Source organism: Limnohabitans sp. JirII-29 (genome assembly GCF_003063395.1).
Lineage (GTDB): Bacteria > Pseudomonadota > Gammaproteobacteria > Burkholderiales > Burkholderiaceae_C > Limnohabitans.
Window position 1 is genome coordinate 99,347 of sequence record NZ_NESB01000003.1, and the last position, 16,621, is coordinate 115,967.

General features: G+C 54.9%; 17 protein-coding genes, 1 tRNA gene and 1 pseudogene. 18 read left to right on the forward strand and 1 reads right to left on the reverse strand.

The features are described 5' to 3' along the window. Nucleotides 1-55 precede the first annotated feature (55 nt). The 11 genes and pseudogenes from B9Z39_RS05605 to B9Z39_RS17145 all read left to right on the forward strand — a co-directional run bounded on the left by B9Z39_RS05605 (nucleotide 56) and on the right by B9Z39_RS17145 (nucleotide 8,572). Nucleotides 56-775 carry a YebC/PmpR family DNA-binding transcriptional regulator gene (locus B9Z39_RS05605; protein ID WP_108301003.1) on the forward strand — a complete coding sequence of 240 codons (720 nt, stop codon included), beginning with the start codon at nucleotides 56-58 and terminating at the stop codon, nucleotides 773-775. Further along, nucleotides 772-2,064 carry a phosphoribosylamine--glycine ligase gene (gene purD / locus B9Z39_RS05610; protein WP_108301004.1) on the forward strand — a complete coding sequence of 431 codons (1,293 nt, stop codon included), beginning with the start codon at nucleotides 772-774 and terminating at the stop codon, nucleotides 2,062-2,064. The genes B9Z39_RS05605 and purD overlap by 4 nt, the downstream gene beginning before the upstream one ends. A gap of 18 nt (nucleotides 2,065-2,082) precedes the next feature. Then, on the forward strand, nucleotides 2,083-2,727 hold the full coding sequence (locus B9Z39_RS05615; protein ID WP_108301005.1) for a 1-acyl-sn-glycerol-3-phosphate acyltransferase: 645 nt from the start codon (nucleotides 2,083-2,085) through the stop codon (nucleotides 2,725-2,727). Then, the gene (gene hemF / locus B9Z39_RS05620; protein ID WP_108301006.1) at nucleotides 2,724-3,641 is read left to right on the forward strand and encodes an oxygen-dependent coproporphyrinogen oxidase; all 918 of its coding nucleotides are present in this window, start codon (nucleotides 2,724-2,726) and stop codon (nucleotides 3,639-3,641) included. Before B9Z39_RS05615 ends, hemF begins: the two co-directional genes overlap by 4 nt. Then, complete coding sequence (gene nadD, locus B9Z39_RS05625) at nucleotides 3,638-4,252, forward strand: nicotinate (nicotinamide) nucleotide adenylyltransferase (protein WP_108301216.1); 615 nt, start codon at nucleotides 3,638-3,640, stop codon at nucleotides 4,250-4,252. Before hemF ends, nadD begins: the two co-directional genes overlap by 4 nt. After that, nucleotides 4,245-4,871, forward strand: a complete 627-nt coding sequence (gene rsfS, locus B9Z39_RS05630; protein WP_108301007.1) for a ribosome silencing factor — start codon at nucleotides 4,245-4,247, stop codon at nucleotides 4,869-4,871. Before nadD ends, rsfS begins: the two co-directional genes overlap by 8 nt. Continuing rightward, nucleotides 4,868-5,335, forward strand: coding sequence for a 23S rRNA (pseudouridine(1915)-N(3))-methyltransferase RlmH (gene rlmH / locus B9Z39_RS05635; RefSeq protein WP_100144818.1), 468 nt, complete (start codon nucleotides 4,868-4,870; stop codon nucleotides 5,333-5,335). Before rsfS ends, rlmH begins: the two co-directional genes overlap by 4 nt. A 10-nt stretch (nucleotides 5,336-5,345) precedes the next feature. Further along, a complete protein-coding gene (locus B9Z39_RS05640) occupies nucleotides 5,346-5,948 on the forward strand; it encodes a nucleoside triphosphate pyrophosphatase (RefSeq protein WP_100145129.1) in 603 nt (200 codons plus the stop codon). A gap of 15 nt (nucleotides 5,949-5,963) precedes the next feature. Continuing rightward, nucleotides 5,964-7,454 carry a ribonuclease G gene (gene rng / locus B9Z39_RS05645; RefSeq protein ID WP_100144820.1) on the forward strand — a complete coding sequence of 497 codons (1,491 nt, stop codon included), beginning with the start codon at nucleotides 5,964-5,966 and terminating at the stop codon, nucleotides 7,452-7,454. Nucleotides 7,455-7,513: 59 nt separating this feature from the next. After that, nucleotides 7,514-7,948, forward strand: a pseudogene (locus B9Z39_RS17250) (glycosyltransferase family 4 protein); the annotation flags it as partial. Between the two features lie 24 nt (nucleotides 7,949-7,972). After that, complete coding sequence (locus B9Z39_RS17145) at nucleotides 7,973-8,572, forward strand: glycosyltransferase family 4 protein (protein WP_233248925.1); 600 nt, start codon at nucleotides 7,973-7,975, stop codon at nucleotides 8,570-8,572. On the opposite strand, the gene msbA is transcribed toward B9Z39_RS17145, so the two are convergent. Continuing rightward, nucleotides 8,538-10,337, reverse strand: coding sequence for a lipid A export permease/ATP-binding protein MsbA (msbA, locus tag B9Z39_RS05655; protein ID WP_199221172.1), 1,800 nt, complete (start codon nucleotides 10,335-10,337; stop codon nucleotides 8,538-8,540). The two genes, B9Z39_RS17145 and msbA, sit on opposite strands and share 35 nt — an antisense overlap. Before the next feature lie 140 nt (nucleotides 10,338-10,477). Here msbA and tolB point away from each other — a divergent pair, with 140 nt between their 5' ends. From tolB to B9Z39_RS05690, 7 genes are all read left to right on the forward strand, one after another. Next, a complete protein-coding gene (tolB, locus tag B9Z39_RS05660) occupies nucleotides 10,478-11,740 on the forward strand; it encodes a Tol-Pal system beta propeller repeat protein TolB (RefSeq protein WP_233202493.1) in 1,263 nt (420 codons plus the stop codon). A 29-nt stretch (nucleotides 11,741-11,769) separates the two neighbouring features. Beyond that, nucleotides 11,770-12,291, forward strand: coding sequence for a peptidoglycan-associated lipoprotein Pal (gene pal, locus B9Z39_RS05665; RefSeq protein ID WP_100144828.1), 522 nt, complete (start codon nucleotides 11,770-11,772; stop codon nucleotides 12,289-12,291). Next, nucleotides 12,288-13,031, forward strand: coding sequence for a tol-pal system protein YbgF (ybgF, locus tag B9Z39_RS05670; RefSeq protein WP_100144830.1), 744 nt, complete (start codon nucleotides 12,288-12,290; stop codon nucleotides 13,029-13,031). Before pal ends, ybgF begins: the two co-directional genes overlap by 4 nt. Continuing rightward, nucleotides 13,028-14,140, forward strand: coding sequence for a YeeE/YedE family protein (locus tag B9Z39_RS05675; protein ID WP_100144832.1), 1,113 nt, complete (start codon nucleotides 13,028-13,030; stop codon nucleotides 14,138-14,140). Before ybgF ends, B9Z39_RS05675 begins: the two co-directional genes overlap by 4 nt. Continuing rightward, complete coding sequence (locus B9Z39_RS05680) at nucleotides 14,137-14,916, forward strand: ThiF family adenylyltransferase (RefSeq protein WP_100144834.1); 780 nt, start codon at nucleotides 14,137-14,139, stop codon at nucleotides 14,914-14,916. The genes B9Z39_RS05675 and B9Z39_RS05680 overlap by 4 nt, the downstream gene beginning before the upstream one ends. A 52-nt stretch (nucleotides 14,917-14,968) precedes the next feature. Then, nucleotides 14,969-15,044: transfer RNA gene (locus tag B9Z39_RS05685), tRNA-Lys, on the forward strand. A 395-nt stretch (nucleotides 15,045-15,439) separates the two neighbouring features. After that, entirely contained in the window at nucleotides 15,440-16,609 is a 1,170-nt protein-coding gene (locus B9Z39_RS05690) for an efflux RND transporter periplasmic adaptor subunit (protein ID WP_304441789.1), read from the forward strand. Nucleotides 16,610-16,621 lie beyond the last annotated feature (12 nt).

The following is a 16,621-nucleotide window of genomic DNA, read 5'->3' on the forward strand; positions in this document are numbered from 1 at the left end:
CACAAGATAGGCTCACGTAAAATCGCACCCAGTTTCAATCTGCAAAGGACATCACGTGGCGGGACATAGCAAGTGGGCCAACATTCAGCACCGCAAGGGGCGACAAGACGAAAAGCGTGGCCGCATCTGGACCCGACTCATCCGTGAAATCATGGTGGCAGCCCGCTTAGGGGGTGCTGACTTGGACATCAATCCACGCTTGCGACTGGCCATTGAAAAGGCTAAAGCGGCCAATATGCCTGCGGACAACATCAAGCGCAACATCGACAAAGCCACCGGCAACCTGGAAGGCGTGAACTACGAAGAGATTCGCTACGAGGGTTATGGCATTGGCGGCGCCGCCATCATTGTGGACACCATGACTGACAACAAGGTGCGCACCGTGGCTGAGGTGCGACATGCGTTCAGTAAACACGGCGGTAACTTGGGCACCGAAGGCTCGGTATCGTTCCAGTTCAAACACTGCGGCCAGTTGATTTTTGCACCCGGAAGTAACGAAGACCAGATCATGGAAATTGCGTTGGAAGCAGGTGCAGACGATGTCATCACGGGTGACGACGGTGCCATTGAGGTGCTGACTGGAGCCACAGAGTTTGAGTCGGTGCAAAAAGCACTGGAGGCGGCGGGTCTCAAACCAGAGGTGGCTGAGGTGACTTGGCGTCCCGAAAACACGATTGAACTCAGCAGCGACGACGCCATCAAAATGCAAAAAATACTGGATGTGTTGGAAGACCTTGACGATGTGCAAGAGGTCTATCACAACGCCGAATTATGAAAATATTGGTCATTGGCGGCGGTGGCCGCGAACACGCACTGGCATGGAAACTTGCCCAGTCACACAAAGTTCAAGCCGTGTATGTCGCGCCTGGCAACGGCGGCACAGCACGCGATAAGCGACTACAAAACGTTGCCCTGACGGATGTCAAGGCTTTGCGCGAATTCGCCCAGTCAGAACGCATCGAGCTCACCGTGGTGGGGCCAGAAACGCCATTGGCCGCTGGCGTGGTGGATGAGTTTCGCGCCCATGGCCTGCGTATCTTTGGTCCCACGCAAGCAGCGGCTCAGCTGGAAAGCTCCAAAGCTTTCAGCAAAGCCTTTATGAAGCGTCACAGCATCCCCACCGCGGAATACGAAACCTTCACAGACCCCGCCGCTGCGCACGACTATGTCAATGCCAAAGGCGCCCCCATCGTGGTCAAGGCCGATGGCTTGGCTGCAGGCAAGGGCGTGGTCGTGGCCATGAATCTGGCAGAGGCCCATGAAGCGATTGACTTCATGCTGGTCGACAACACTTTGGGCGTCACCCACAATGCGGGTGGCGCGCGTGTCGTGATTGAAGAGTTTTTACAAGGCGAAGAAGCCAGCTTCATCGTGATGTGTGATGGTAAAAACGTGTTGCCTTTGGCCACCAGTCAAGATCACAAACGCTTGCTGGATGCCGACGAAGGGCCCAACACCGGCGGCATGGGGGCGTATTCTCCAGCACCTGTCGTCACGCCAGAGGTGCATGCGCGCGCCATGCGTGAAATCATTTTGCCAACCATCCGTGGCATGGAGAAAGACGGCATCGTATTCACAGGCTTTTTGTACGCGGGCCTGATGATTGACGCCCAAGGTAAACCCAAAACACTGGAATTCAACTGCCGAATGGGTGACCCCGAAACCCAACCCATCATGATGCGTTTGAAGACGGATCTGGTGGATGTCTTGATGGCTGCCACGGACCCGAATGCACAGATTCGATTCGACGACTTAGAGCTCGAGTGGGATCGTCGCAGCGCGGTTGGCGTGGTCATGGCAGCACATGGTTACCCCATGCATCCACGCAAAGGCGACGTCATTTCAGGCCTCCCACAAGACGCTGACGATGTGGTGGTGTTCCATGCCGGCACAGAAATGAGTGGTGGTCACGTGCGTACTTCGGGTGGACGGGTGCTTTGTGTGACGGCGTTGGGTGGCACCTTGAAACAAGCTCAGCAGCTTGCGTACGAGACCGCACAAGACATTCACTTTGATGGACAGCAATACCGCCGCGACATTGGCTATCGCGCCATTGCTCGCTGAACTACGCGTAGCCAGCGCATGACGCAAACCTTGACTTTGCCTTTGCCCATTCAATTCAAAGGTAGCCGCCTCGCCCGTGCTCTGTTGTGGCTAGGGGGATGGCGCTTTACCTTTGAAGGTCTGCCAAGCTTGCAAGGCGTCATCATTGGTTATCCCCATACCAGCAATTGGGATTTCGTGGTGATGGTCTTGGTGAAATGGGGCATCGGTCTGCCAATTCAATTTTTGGCCAAAGACAGTCTCTTTCGAGTGCTCTTATTTGGTCGATGGCTGGCTTGGCTAGGTGGCGTGGCCATTGACCGCTCTTCATCGAAAGGTTTGGTCGCTCATTTGGTCGCGATGTTCAAGCAGCATCAACAAGACAACCGATACCTCTGGTTGGCATTGTCGCCCGAGGGCACACGCCGCCTCACCGAGGGTTGGCGCAGTGGGTTTTATCAAGTGGCTTTGTTAGCCAGCGTACCCTTGTGTTTGGTGCGCATTGACTACGGCCAAAAAACGGTGCACTTCTCGAACTTTATGCATTTGACTGGCGATGAGGCGGCAGACTATGCACAGATTGCTCGCGTTTACGAGGGTGTGATCGGCTTTCATGCAGCACAAGCTGCACCCATTCAACCGCTCAAGCAGTTGTCTTCCCCCACAACAAGGATTTCTCCATGACTCCCATAGCCGCGACTGTGCGCGAATACCTGATGGGCTTGCAAGCCCGTATCGTCGGCACCATTGCCCAAAAAGACGGCGGTATGTTTGTGTCTGATGCCTGGGAGAAAGGACCGACTGAACAACTCCAAGGCCATGGCATCACCCAAATCCTAGAAAACGGCGCTGTGTTTGAACGTGCAGGTTGTGGTTTTTCTCACGTGCGTGGTCCGAAGCTACCTCCTTCAGCCACCCAACACCGCCCTGAACTTGCTGGCGCACCGTTTGAGGCCATGGGGGTGTCCTTGGTATTTCATCCACGCAACCCCTATGTGCCAACAGCCCACATGAATGTGCGCATGATTGTGGCAACACCCGCCAACGGTGACCCGGTGGCATGGTTTGGCGGGGGCATGGACCTGACGCCGTATTACGGCTTTACAGAGGATGCGGTGCATTTCCATGCGACTTGCCGAGAGGCCTTGCAGCCTTTTGGAGCCGAGCTTTACCCACGTTTCAAGACCTGGTGTGACGACTACTTTTGCCTGAAGCACCGCAACGAACAGCGTGGGGTTGGCGGGGTGTTCTTTGACGACTTTTCGGAGTTGGGTTTTGACGGCAGTTTTGCCATGCTGCGCAGCGTAGGCGATGCTTTCTTGCCTGCCTACATGCCGGTCGTCGAGCGGCGTGAACATATGGTTTATGGCGAGCGTGAACGTGCCCATCAACTTTACCGTCGTGGCCGTTATGTGGAGTTCAACTTAGTGTGGGACCGTGGCACACACTTTGGCTTGCAGTCGGGTGGACGCACCGAATCCATCTTGTTGTCCATGCCTCCTCTGGTCAGCTGGTCCTACCAACACCAAGCCGAGCCAGGCACCCCGGAGCACGCATTGACACATGAATTTTTGGTACGTCGTGATTGGCTGACGTGACACGCATTGGCATCTTTGGCGGGGCATTCGATCCGCCACACATCGCCCATATCGCCCTGGCGCGTGCCGCTGTGGCTCAGTTTCACTTAGACGAACTGCGCGTGATCCCTACGGGATCGGCGTGGCACAAGAGCCGATCACTCTCCAGCGGCACGCACCGCTTGGCCATGGCTCATTTGGCGTTTGATGAGATCGACAAGGTCCACGTGGACAGCCGAGAAATTGACCGCGATGGCCCCACCTACACGGTCGACACATTGACGGCGCTCAAAACCGAGCATCCGCGAGCCATGTTTTATTTGTTCATTGGCGAGGACCAGGCGCTTGCGTTTAAAACTTGGCACCAATGGCCTGCGATTCTTGATATGGCCACGGTGGTTGTCGCTCAACGTGCAGGCTTGTTGGATGCCGAAAAATCTAGCCGCGCAGCTCAATGGCACAATGGGGTATCTGCCAACGTGCAAAGCTTGGATATGCAGCCTGTGGCTGTGAGTGCGACCGAGATCCGGTCACACCTTGCCAACGCAGCGCCAATGCCTCCGTGGTTACCTGCCTCTGTGCAGCGCTACATTGACCAACATCGCCTCTATACAACACACGCCAATGACTGAATCCACCGCTAAAAAAGATGTTCAAAAACTCCAACGATGCATCGTCGATGCCTTGGAAGACGTCAAGGCGCAAGGCCTGGCTGTTTTTGACACCGAGCACTTGTCGTCTTTGTTTGAGCGCGTCATCATCGCCTCAGGGACATCCAACCGCCAAACCAAAGCCTTGGCAGCCAGCGTGCGTGACAAAGTGCGTGAGGCGGGTTTTCCCAAGCCACGCATTGAGGGCGAAGACAATGGTGAGTGGATCATTGTGGACTGTGGCGCTGCGGTCGTGCATGTGATGCAGCCCAACATCCGCCAGTACTACAACTTGGAAGAAATTTGGGGCGAAAAGCCTGTGCGTTTGAAGTTTGGTGCGCCTAAACCTGCTGCACCTGTGGTCGAGCCGAAAGTAATTGCGAAAAAGCCAGCGGCTAAAAAAACACCTGCCAAAAAAACCACAGCCAAAAAAGTTGGGGCGTCGCAATCTGTTGCCACCAAAACTGCTAGTAAATCCAGCACCAAACCTGTCTCTAAGCCTGTGACCAAAGTGGTGGGCAAGCCTGTTGCGCGAAAAACCACAGCCAAACCTGTAGCGAAGAAATCTGCGGCTAAAAAGACTGTTGCACGCAAGGCATGAAGCTGTGGGTGGTTGCAGTCGGCCAGCGTGTGCCCGACTGGGCGCAAACGGCGTGGGATGACTATGCCAAACGCTTTCCGTCTGAATTAAAACTTGAGCTCAAAGCGGTCAAAACAGAACCGCGTGGCTCCAAAACCTTAGAGACGCTGTATGCGGCTGAACGCGAACGCATTGAAGCGGCCATTCCACGTGGTTGTCGCATCGTGGCGTTGGATGAGCGTGGCACGAATCTCACCACGCTCGACTTGGCGCAAAAACTCAAACACTGGCAACTTGAAGCAGACGACGTCGCTTTGGTCATTGGTGGCCCAGATGGCTTAGATCCTGAATTCAAAAAGATGGCCCACGAGCGCATTCGCCTCTCAGACTTGACTTTGCCGCATGCGATGGTCCGTGTCTTGTTGGTCGAGCAGCTCTACCGCGCTTGGTCCATCAACGCCAATCACCCCTACCATCGCGAGTGATCTGATGTCCGTGCCCCCCTTTGTTTATTTAGCTTCCCAAAGTCCAAGACGTCGCCAATTGCTCGACCAATTGGGGGTGGCCTATGAGTTGCTGTTGCCCGACGATACAGAAGATGCCGAGGCCTTAGAAGCAGTTCTGCCCTCTGAAACCCCAAAGGCTTATGTGCAACGCGTGACATTGCTTAAGCTTGGAGCAGCATTGACTCGCATGAAGCGACGCGGCTTACCAGCCGCACCTGTGTTGTGCTCAGACACCACCGTCGCGTTGGGGCGCACTATTCTTGGCAAACCCGACGATGCCAACCATGCCCAACAGATGTTGGGCTCCTTGAGTGGTCAGACGCATCGGGTCCTGACCTCTGTCGCTATTGGTTCTGCGCGGAAACACGTTCAGGCATTGAGCGTTTCAAACGTGCGTTTTGCAACGTTGACGCGCACACAAATTAAAAGTTATGTTGCCAGTGGCGAGCCCATCGGAAAAGCAGGGGCCTACGCCGTGCAAGGCAGAGCTGCCGCGTACATTGAGCACATCAGCGGCAGCTACTCTGGCATCATGGGACTGCCCATGTTCGAGACCGCGCAGTTGTTGCGTGAGTTCGGTTTCAAGGTGTAACCCTCTAGGCTCGCCATGCAACAAGACATTCTGATCAACTGGTCGCCACAAGAAACCCGCGTCGCCGTGGTGGAGAGTGGCGCCGTGCAAGAGCTCCATGTCGAACGAACCCTGGAACGCGGCCTAGTTGGCAATGTGTATTTAGGGCGCGTTTCACGCGTGTTGCCAGGTATGCAGTCGGCGTTCATCGACATCGGCTTAGAGCGTGCAGCGTTCTTGCACGTGGCGGACTTGATGAGCAGTGTGGCTGCCCGTCATGCAGAAACAGATGGTGGTGCAGTGGCGACCGCTATCCCCATTGAAAAGCAAGTGTTTGAAGGTCAGTCCTTGATGGTGCAAGTCATCAAAGACCCGATTGGCACCAAAGGCGCTCGCTTGTCGTCGCAAATCAGCATTGCTGGACGTTTGCTGGTGTTTTTGCCGCAAGATCAACACATTGGGGTGTCACAAAAAATACCCGCCGAACAGCGTGATAACTTGCGTCGCCGTTTGCAAAAACTGGCCGAAGAAGCATCTCCGAATGGTCAAACTGGTGGCTATATCCTGCGTACCAATGGTGAAGACGCCACTGATACCGAGCTGGGTGAAGACATGGCCTACTTGCGAAAAACATGGAGTCGTATCAAAGAAGCCTCCATGCGCTTACCACCCATGTCTTTGCTGCATCAAGACTTGAGTTTGTTGCAACGTGTTTTGCGCGATTTGGTCAGTGATGTCACACAAACCATTCGCATTGACTCGAACGAACAGTTCAATGCGCTGCAAGCGTTTGGTGCCGAGTTCATGCCTGCTGCAGCGAGTAAGTTGCAACTCTACAAAGGTGAGCGCCCCATCTTTGATTTGTTTGGCATTGACGAAGAAGTCGCCCGTGCGCTGGGTCGACGCGTTGACTTGAAGTCAGGTGGTTATCTCATCATCGACCAAACCGAGGCCTTGACCACCGTGGATGTGAACACGGGTGGTTTTGTCGGGGCACGTAATTTTGACGAGACAATTTTCAAAACCAATTTGGAAGCAGCAGGTGCCATCGCACGGCAATTGCGATTGCGCAATCTGGGTGGCATCATCGTGGCTGACTTCATCGACATGCTGCGAGAAGATCACCGCGATGCAGTTTTGAACGAGTTTCGCAAACAACTCGCCCGTGATCGCGTGAAAACCATGGTCAGTGGTTACTCGGCGCTCGGGTTGGTTGAAATGACGCGCAAGCGCACTCGCGAATCCTTGGCGCACATGCTGTGCGAACCTTGTCCTGTGTGTGAAGGCAAAGGCAGCGTCAAAACTGCACGCACGGTGACCTACGACATCTTGCGAGAAATTTTGCGTGAGGCACGCCAGTTCAACCCGCGAGAATTTCGCATCATTGCCGCACCCAGCGTCATCGATGTGCTGCTGGACGAGGAAAGTCAGCACCTGGCCGGTTTGAGCGATTTCATCGGTAAACCTATTTCCTTGCGCAGCGAAATGGCCATGGCGCAAGAGCAATACGACATCGTGCTGTTATGACCACGAGCCCTAAATTCGCAGTCTTGGTGTTCACAAGAGACCTGGATCGCTATTCGGTGATGATGTTGCAAGAGTTACAGCAGATGGGACATACAGTCAACGTCGTCGTGGAGCCCCCGAGTAAGCCTAATGCACGTGATTGGTCTAGCGAGGTCTCTATTGTCGATCGCGTCAAACTGCAAGGTCGTTTCGACAAAGTAGCCGCGAAACGTTATGCCGATTTGCTTGCTCAATACAAGGCTGATGTTTGCTTGTGCTACACCAGCCGAGCTCTTTCAGTCGCGCTCACGGCCAAGCGTCATGCTAGATTCAAGACACCCATTGTGGGCACGCGTGGCGCCATTGGTGGTGTTAGCGCGTTTTACATACAGGATTGGTTTACTTATTTGTCACCACGTCTGGATGCTGTGGTGTGCATGTCTCAGGCGATTGCCAATAAGTTAAACAAAGAAGCACGTTTGTTGTATTCTAGACATCCGGGGCGATTTGAAGTGATTTATCCGGGTTACGGACAACTCATGCGGACTCACCCATGGCCACAGCCGCGTCATCGCCAGTCAACAGATATACCTCGTTTGTTGTGCATTGCCAATGACCGCCCCATCAAAGGCTTGGCGGTCTTGCTGGATGCGATGGAGACGCATATCACCGCCCAACAGTGGCATCTCGATATTGTGGGGGAGTGTGGTGCTGCAATTCGTGCCAAAGTCAACCAATCAACCGAGCTGTCTCGCCATGTCACTGTGCATGGTTACCGAACAGATGTGCCTGACTTTTTACAAGCTGCACACATTTATATTCAGCCGACGATGCAACCGGGCGAGGGCATTGGCAACTCCATGGCAGAGGCGATGTCTTATGGCCTACCTGTCATCACAAGCAATGTGGGTGGAGGCATTGAACTCACAACACATGAAAAAACGGGACTCCACTTTGACGTGGGTAATGCATCCTCTTTGGCTAGGTGCATTGAACGCTTGATCCAAGACCCCGTGTTGTGCGATGTCATCGGCCAAGCCGCTGCAGCCAGCTTGCAACAACGCTTTAGCCTGCAACAAGAAGCAACGGCATTTTTGAGCTTGTTCAGTGCGTTGGCAACGCCACTCCATTTGGAATGACACCGTCAGCTTGACTTGTTTTGTACAAGTTGGCGTAGACACCCGCGGCTGCCAGCAACACATCGTGTTGCCCCATTTCAACCACGCGACCGTGTTGCATCACGACAATCACATCTGCATGCTCAATGGTTGAGAGCCTGTGTGCAATGACCAATGAGGTACGCCCCTCCATCAGCACTTTGAGCGCATTCTTCACTGCCTGTTCGGAGGCCGTGTCCAAAGCCGATGTGGCTTCATCCAAAATCAGAATTGGGGCATTTTTATAAATGGCGCGCGCAATGGCCAAGCGTTGGCGTTGCCCGCCCGAGAACTGCGTCGCGTTGTGGCCGACCCAGGTGTTTTCTTGCTGTGGCAAGCTGCGCACAAAATCGTCTAGGTTTGAGGCTTCCAGCGCTTGCCATATGCGCGCGTGATCAATCTTGGTACCCAAGGCAATGTTGTGGGCCACGGTGTCATTGAACATCACCACGTCTTGACTGACATAGGCCATGTGTTGACGCAACGCTGCCAAAGACCATTCTTTCAGCGCCACCCCATCCAGCGTGACACGTCCCGAGCTAGGTTCTAAAAAGCGGGGCAGCAAATTAGCCAAGGTGGTTTTACCCGAGCCCGACGCGCCCACCAAAGCCACGGTTTGCCCGGGCTGAATGTGCAGGGTGACGCCGTCCAAAGCGGGCTCCGTTGCCGAAGGGTATTGCAAACGCACATGGTCGAAAAAAATGTCGCCTCGAACCTTCGAACTGGTGTGACGGCCTTGTGATTCGTCAGGGGTGTTGTCCAACAGTTCGAGTCCGCGCTCCAATGCGGTGACGCCGCGCGTCAACATGCCCGTGACTTCAGAGAGATGTTTGATAGGAGAAATCAACATCAACATACCCGTGATGAACGAAGCAAAACTGCCTACCGTCACGGCGTCGGCGTGAGCACTGGCGGTGCTTTGCCACAGCGCCACCGTGATCACAGTCGACAGGGCCAATGCGGCCAGCATTTGAATCAAAGGTGTCATGACTGAATTGGCGACCACCGCCTTCAACGCTAACTGACGCAGCTTTTCGTTGAATGAGGCAAATCGTTGCGCTTGGTCATCTTGGGCGTTGTGCAGGCGCACCATGCGGTAAGCCAGCACGTTTTCTTCCACCACATAGGCCAGCTCTTCGGTGGCATCCTGGCTGGCGCGGGTCACGCGGTCGAGGCGAGCAGACAGGTGTTTGACCACCCAGGCCACGGGTGGCACGATGGCAAACACAATCAGTGTGAGTTTCCAATTCAAAAACACCAAATAGCCCATCAGGGCAATCAATGTGACCAAATCTTTGGCAAACGACAGCAGGGTCGATACCAGCAACGACGCACCGTTGTTGACTTCATACACCATGGTGTTTGTCAGGCCGCTCGCATGCTGGGTCTGAAATAGCTGCGGATCAGCGCTCAGCAGCTTTTCAAACAAACGCTGGCGAATCCGCTCCATCGAGGCATTGGTCACACGTGCCAAACAATAAGCGGCCACAAAACCGGCCACACCGCGCACAGCGAACAACAGCAGCAACACCACTGGAATTTGCCAAAGCGCGAAAGCTCCTTGCTGAAAACCGTTGTCCAACAACGGTTTCATCAACGCTGGAATCGCAGGCTCGGTAGCCGATCCGATCAAAATACCCACAATCGCCAAGGCCATGGTGCCGGGATGTCCTGAAAACCAAGGCGCCACGCGGCGCAATCTTTGCCACAAAGAAGCCGATGCAACGGATGAGGGGGCAAGAGTCATGGTGGGGGTGTTTGTCAGGACAGCAAATTGAGCATTATCGCCACTCGTATAGCCACTAAAATTCAGCCCCATCCTTAAGAAACGCCTTTTAGGCGAATCCAAAATTCACCATGACTTTTTCTCGACGTAATGTTTGGCAAATGCTGCTTGGCGCGCTGCTCTTTGGAATCGCCGCCTTGCCTGCAATGGCGCAGTTTCGTGTGGAAGTATCCGGCGTTGGCTTGACCCAAGTGCCCATTGCGTTTGGTCCATTTCGTGGCGAGGAGTCCTCACCGCAAAAAATAGCCAGCATCGTGCAGGCCGATTTGGAGCGCAGCGGCCAATTTCGCGGCTTGGCTTCAGGCAAAACCATCGATGAAACTGAACGCCCTGATCTCAGTGCCATGCGTCAACTCGGCGCCGATGCGTTGTTAACCGGCAGCGTTGGAAAAATGGCCGATGGCCGCTTTGATGTGCGCTTGCGACTGTGGGATGTGGTGCGAGGCCAAGACTTGGGTGCCATGAGTTACGTGGTGGTAGCCGGCGACTTACGCCTCGCATCGCACCGTATTTCAGACTTTGTGTATGAAAAACTCACCGGTGATCGCGGCATTTTTTCGACACGTATTGCCTACGTGACCAAGGCCGGTGCGCGCTACAACTTGTGGGTAGCTGACTCGGATGGTGAAAACGCACAGTCGGCACTTGCCAGCCCAGAACCTATCATTTCGCCAAGCTGGTCACCCAGCGGCAGTCAGTTGGCCTATGTCTCATTCGAGTCGCGCAAACCCGTCATTTATGTCCACGACGTGTCTTCCGGCAAGCGTCGTGTGGTGGCCAATTTCCGGGGTTCCAACAGTGCGCCAACCTGGGCACCAGACGGTCGCTCATTGGCGGCCACACTCAGCCGTGATGGGGGTTCGCAACTGTTCATGATCGATGCGCAGGGTGGCGAACCACGCCGGTTGACCCAATCGTCTGGCATCGACACTGAACCGGTGTTTTCGCCAGATGGCAGCGCCATTTATTTCGTCAGTGACCGTGGCGGTGCGCCGCAAATCTACCGCATGCCAGCTATGGGAGGGCCGGCCAACCGCGTCACATTCAACGGGACTTACAACATTTCACCCGCACTGAGTGCCGATGGTCGATGGCTGGCTTACATTTCGCGCGTGGGTGGGGCTTTTAAGCTGTACGTGATGGACTTGGCCAGTGGCAACGCAACCGCCATCACAGACACCACTGCCGACGAACGACCTAGCTTTGCCCCCAACAGTCGTTTGCTGGTCTATGCCACACAACAAGGCGGTCGCGAAGCCTTGATGACAACCACCTTGGATGGTCGCATCAAGGCACGTCTGTCAGGACAAGGCGGGGACCTGCGTGAACCGCACTGGGGCCCTTACGCCAAGGCGCAACCTTAAAATTTTCATCTTCTTCAAACTTCATCACCATGAAAAAATACCTCTTACTTTTTGCTTTAACAGCTCTGTTGGCTGGCTGCGCTTCGGGCGTCAAGCTCGACGACGTGCCCGTGGATGAACGCTCGGGTTCGGGCTCTGCCGCGTCAGGCAATGCCGGTGTCGCTGGGCTGGATGCCCGCGGACTTGGCGGCGTTGGCAACATCGTCAAAGCGGGTCCTGCTGGCGTGGAAACCGTCATTTACTTCGACTACGACAGCTACAGCGTCAAGCCTGAGTTTCAAAGCATGCTCGACGCACATGCCCGTTTCCTGCGCGCGGACAAAAACCGCAAAGCTGCCATTGAAGGACACACCGACGAACGTGGTGGCCGTGAATACAACCTGGCCCTGGGGCAAAAGCGCGCCGAAGCTGTGCGTCGTGCGCTGACCGTCTTAGGGGTGCCTGACAGTCAAATTGAAGCCGTGAGCTTTGGCAAAGAAAAGCCTGCCGTCCAAGGCATGGACGAGTCGGCATTTGCCAAAAACCGCCGCGCTGAGATCAGCTACCGATGACTACACCACGCGCACTCAAGGCCCACGCCATCGGCTGGGCGATCGCCTGTCTGTTGATGCCCAGCGCCAACGCCGCTTTGTTTGAGGACGACGAGGCGCGCCGAGCCATTTTGGATTTGCGCCAACGTGTGGAACGCCAAAATGAAGAAATGCAGCAAGTGCAGCGCAGCTTGCTGGAACAGCAAAATCAATTCGAGGCCGTGCGCTCGGAGATCGCCCGTTTGCGCGGTGAAAAAGAGCAACTCTCTCAAGAGTTGCGTCAACAACAAGAAGCTTCCAAGATCGTCACACAAGTCTTGGAAGAACGCTTGCGCAAGTTTGAACCCGTCAAAGTGAAATTCGATGGCGTGGAGTTTTTGGCTGAACCTGCTGAAATCAAAGCGTACGAGCAAGCCCTGGCTGTTTTCCGACAAGGTGACTTCGTCAATGCCAGCTTGGTCTTTTCAGACTTTCTCAGACGCTATCCCAGCAGTGGTTATGCAGCTTCTGCTTGGTTTTGGCTGGGCAATGCCCAGTATGCCAATCGCGACTACAAAGAAGCCATACGTAACTTCAGTGCATTGCTGAACAAATCAGCCGAGCATCCCCGTGCGCCTGAGTCCATGCTTTCAATTGCCAATTGCCAGCTGGAACTCAAAGACATCAAGTCTGCTCGCAAAACGCTGGACGATCTGATTAAAAACTACCCACAGTCCGAAGCAGCCGGTGCGGCCCGTGAACGATTGAGCAAACTGAAATGAACGACGTCACCACTCTGACCCAACAGGTCCTGCTGGCCTTTTTCATCATCGCAGTCGCCGTTGGGGTCATCAGCCAGCGGACCCACTTTTGCACCATGGGTGCCATTGCCGATGTGGTCAACATGGGCGACTGGACCCGCGCACGGCAGTGGATGTTGGCGATCGGTGTGGCCATGATTGGTTTTGCCGCATTGGTTCAGTTGGACCTGATTGACGCAAGCAAAACCCTCTACGCCAACAACCGCTTCATGTGGTTGTCCTCTGCGGTAGGTGGATTGATGTTTGGTTACGGCATGGTCATGGCTTCGGGGTGTGGCAACAAAACCTTGGTGCGCATAGGCGCTGGCAACCTCAAATCGCTGGTGGTATTTTTGGTCTTGGGGTTGAGCGCCTTTGCCACCCTCAAAGGCATCACCGCTGTGGTTCGTGTCAACACCGTCGACGCTGTGGCGCTGAGCATGCCCAATGGTGCCGACTTAGGCGCCTTGATTGCAGCTGTAACCGGCCACACCTCCAAACTGACGGCCATCTGGAGTGGCTATGCGTTGGGCACTGTGTTGGTGTTGTGGGTACTGCGCCATGCTGACTTCTGGACCGTTGAGAATTTGTTGGCAAGCGTTGGCATCGGTGCCTTGATCGTTGCCATGTGGTGGGTGAGTGGGCATTTCGGCTTTTTACCTGAACACCCTGAAACGCTGGAACCTGTTTATTTGGGCACCAACTCGGGCCGCATTGAAGCCATGAGCTTTGTTGCTCCCTTGGCACACAGCCTCGACTGGTTGATGTTCTTCAGCGACAAGTCCAAAGTGTTGACAGTGGGTGTGATGTCGGTGGTGGGCGTCGTCGTCGGCTCTGCTGCGTCAGCATTGCAGCAAAAAACATTCCGTTGGGAAGGCTTCGCCAACGTGGAGGACTTGTCACAACACCTTTTGGGTGGTGTCTTGATGGGTGTGGGGGGTGTCACCGCAATGGGATGCACCTTCGGTCAAGGGCTTAGCGGCATATCGACCCTGAGCCTCAACTCTTTCGTGGCTGTAGCCGCCATCGTGACCGGTGCGGTTTTGTCCATTCGTCACCAAGTGGCGCGCTTGGAGCGCAGCCTCGCGTGACTGAGGGCGCTGACCTACAGCGCCGCTTTGGCGGCCTTGAGCGTCTCTATGGCGTTGCAGGGGCCCAACGCATTCGTGATGCGCACGTTGCCATCATCGGCATCGGAGGTGTCGGGTCCTGGGCTGCTGAGGCCTTGGCTCGCAGTGGAGTAGGGCGCTTGACCCTGGTCGATCTGGACCACGTCGCCGAGTCCAACATCAACCGTCAAATTCAGGCGCTTGATACCACGGTGGGACAAGCCAAAGTGTTGGCCATGCGCGACCGAATTGCGCATATCAATCCGAGTTGCCAAGTTCAATGTGTGGAAGAGTTTGTCGATCCTCACAACTGGCCCGCGATCTTGGGTGGACCCATCGACGCGGTGATTGATGCATGCGACCAGGTCAAAGCCAAAACAAGCATGGCAGCCTGGGCACTCAAACACAAAGCCTTGTTCATCAGTGTGGGCGCCGCAGGTGGCAAACGCTTGGCGCACAAAGTCGATATCGACGACTTGTCACTCACCACCCATGACCCCTTATTGGCACAACTGAGATATCGTTTGCGTCGTGAGCATGGCGCCGCGCGAGACGGAAAAAAGATAGGCGTGCCGTGCGTCTTTAGCCGCGAATCTGTTGCACCTCCAGATGCCAGTTGCGCACTAGAGGGGGATGGCAGCTTGAACTGTCACGGTTACGGATCTGTGGTCAGTGTGACGGCGACATTTGGTCAATGTGCTGCGGGTTGGGTGATTGATCAAATTTCTTTGGGCGCTCTGGAAAAGTCAAAAAAATAGCGCTATAATTTGAGTCTTCGCGATGCAGTGAACATCACCTGCAAAGCGTGATGGGACCATAGCTCAGTTGGTAGAGCAGCGGACTTTTAATCCGTTTGTCGTGGGTTCGACCCCCGCTGGTCCCACCAAGTTTTAAAGCACTTTGTACGCAAGTACAAAGTGCTTTTTTACTTTAGGCATGCCGCTTGAAATTCAAAGAACCTCTCAATAACGCGCAGGTCAAGCTACCCATGCATGCCAATCATTTCTTCAGTCATTAGAGACGCGTTGAAAGTAGCCATGCCTTCGTCGGTACTTGTCATCATTGACAGAATAAAAAATTAGAGCCTGAGGCACAATAGCTTCAAGCCCATCTTCTGAATCACATCTGTTCAAAGCCACCTTGTTTTCACGCGCAACGTGGCTTTGTGCTTTTGAATTCATACCTCATCCAGGACGCTGCACCATGCTTACAACAAGCCCCGTATCCCTTGTCTCTCATACCTTGGCTCGCAGCTCTCAGTTTGTTGCCTTAGCTGCTGTCATGGCCTTGGTCGCCTGTGGTGCAAAAGAAGGTGCGCCTGCTGGCGCCAACGCAGGGCCACCGCCTGCTGCGGTCGGCGTGGTCACCGTGAATCAACAAGTGGTGGCGCTGCAAACCGAATTGCCAGGGCGTGTCAGCCCCATCCGCGTGGCGCAGGTGCGTGCACGCGTCAATGGTGTGGTGTTGCAACGTTTATTCAAAGAAGGCAGTCAAGTCAAGGCAGGCCAAGTGCTGTTTCAAATCGATCCAGCGCCTTATCGAGCCGCACACGACAGCGCGCAAGCCAGCCTGGTCAAGGCACAAGCCAATTTATTGCAATCCAACGCACAGGTGGTGCGCTACAAACCATTGGTCGAAGCCAATGCGGTGAGCCAACAAGAGTTCACCTCTGTGGTGACGGCACAAAAGCAGGCAGAGGCAGATGTGGCAGCCGCCACAGCAGCACTCCAAAGTGCGCGCATCAACCTCGATTACGCCAGCGTGACCGCCCCCATCTCGGGTCGCATTGGTCAAGCCTTGGTCACTGAGGGCGCATTGGTGAGTCAAACCGAAGCCACCCAACTGGCCTTGATTCAACAAACCGACACGGTCTATGTGAACTTCACCCAATCGACCACCGACGTGTTGAACTTGCGCAAAGCAATTGCAGCCAAGCAGGTGCGCAGCGCCGCCGATGGCTCCGTGGCTGTGCGTGTGGTGTTGGAAGATGGCAGCGAATTACCGCGCAAAGGCAAGCTGTTGTTCACTGACTTGACCGTGGACCCGACCTCTGGCCAAGTCACTTTGCGGGCTGAAGTGCCCAATGGCGATGGGCTGTTACTGCCTGGCCAATATGTGCGGGTGCGTTTGTCACAAGCCGAGTTGCCATCAGGCATTTTGTTGCCTCAACAAGCCGTGACGCGCACGGGGCAAGGCGACACCGTGTTGGTGGTGGGGCCAGATAGCAAGCCTGTGCCGCGCTCGGTCAAAGTGGGTGCTGCACAAAACAACCAATGGCTGATCCTGGAGGGATTGCAAGCAGGTGAACAAGTCATCGTTGACGGCTTTCAGAAAATGATGGTACCCGGTGCACCTGTCAAACCTGTGCCTTGGGATGCAAAGGTTATGTCGCCTGCGACAGCGCCAGTCTCGGCCACCGCATCGGCCGCAGCTTCTGCGGCTAGCAAGTAAAGGGCCGCAGCC

Coding starts and splice junctions, on each gene's coding strand:
- B9Z39_RS17145 (WP_233248925.1), top strand. CDS start 7,973: ATGCGGACTCACCCATGGCCACAGCCGCGTCATCGCCAGTCAACAGAT.
- B9Z39_RS05615 (WP_108301005.1), top strand. CDS start 2,083: ATGACGCAAACCTTGACTTTGCCTTTGCCCATTCAATTCAAAGGTAGC.
- rng (WP_100144820.1), top strand. CDS start 5,964: ATGCAACAAGACATTCTGATCAACTGGTCGCCACAAGAAACCCGCGTC.
- rsfS (WP_108301007.1), top strand. CDS start 4,245: ATGACTGAATCCACCGCTAAAAAAGATGTTCAAAAACTCCAACGATGC.
- tolB (WP_233202493.1), top strand. CDS start 10,478: ATGCTGCTTGGCGCGCTGCTCTTTGGAATCGCCGCCTTGCCTGCAATG.
- ybgF (WP_100144830.1), top strand. CDS start 12,288: ATGACTACACCACGCGCACTCAAGGCCCACGCCATCGGCTGGGCGATC.
- purD (WP_108301004.1), top strand. CDS start 772: ATGAAAATATTGGTCATTGGCGGCGGTGGCCGCGAACACGCACTGGCA.
- B9Z39_RS05675 (WP_100144832.1), top strand. CDS start 13,028: ATGAACGACGTCACCACTCTGACCCAACAGGTCCTGCTGGCCTTTTTC.
- B9Z39_RS05690 (WP_304441789.1), top strand. CDS start 15,440: ATGGCCTTGGTCGCCTGTGGTGCAAAAGAAGGTGCGCCTGCTGGCGCC.
- rlmH (WP_100144818.1), top strand. CDS start 4,868: ATGAAGCTGTGGGTGGTTGCAGTCGGCCAGCGTGTGCCCGACTGGGCG.
- hemF (WP_108301006.1), top strand. CDS start 2,724: ATGACTCCCATAGCCGCGACTGTGCGCGAATACCTGATGGGCTTGCAA.
- msbA (WP_199221172.1), bottom strand. CDS start 10,337: ATGACTCTTGCCCCCTCATCCGTTGCATCGGCTTCTTTGTGGCAAAGA.
- pal (WP_100144828.1), top strand. CDS start 11,770: ATGAAAAAATACCTCTTACTTTTTGCTTTAACAGCTCTGTTGGCTGGC.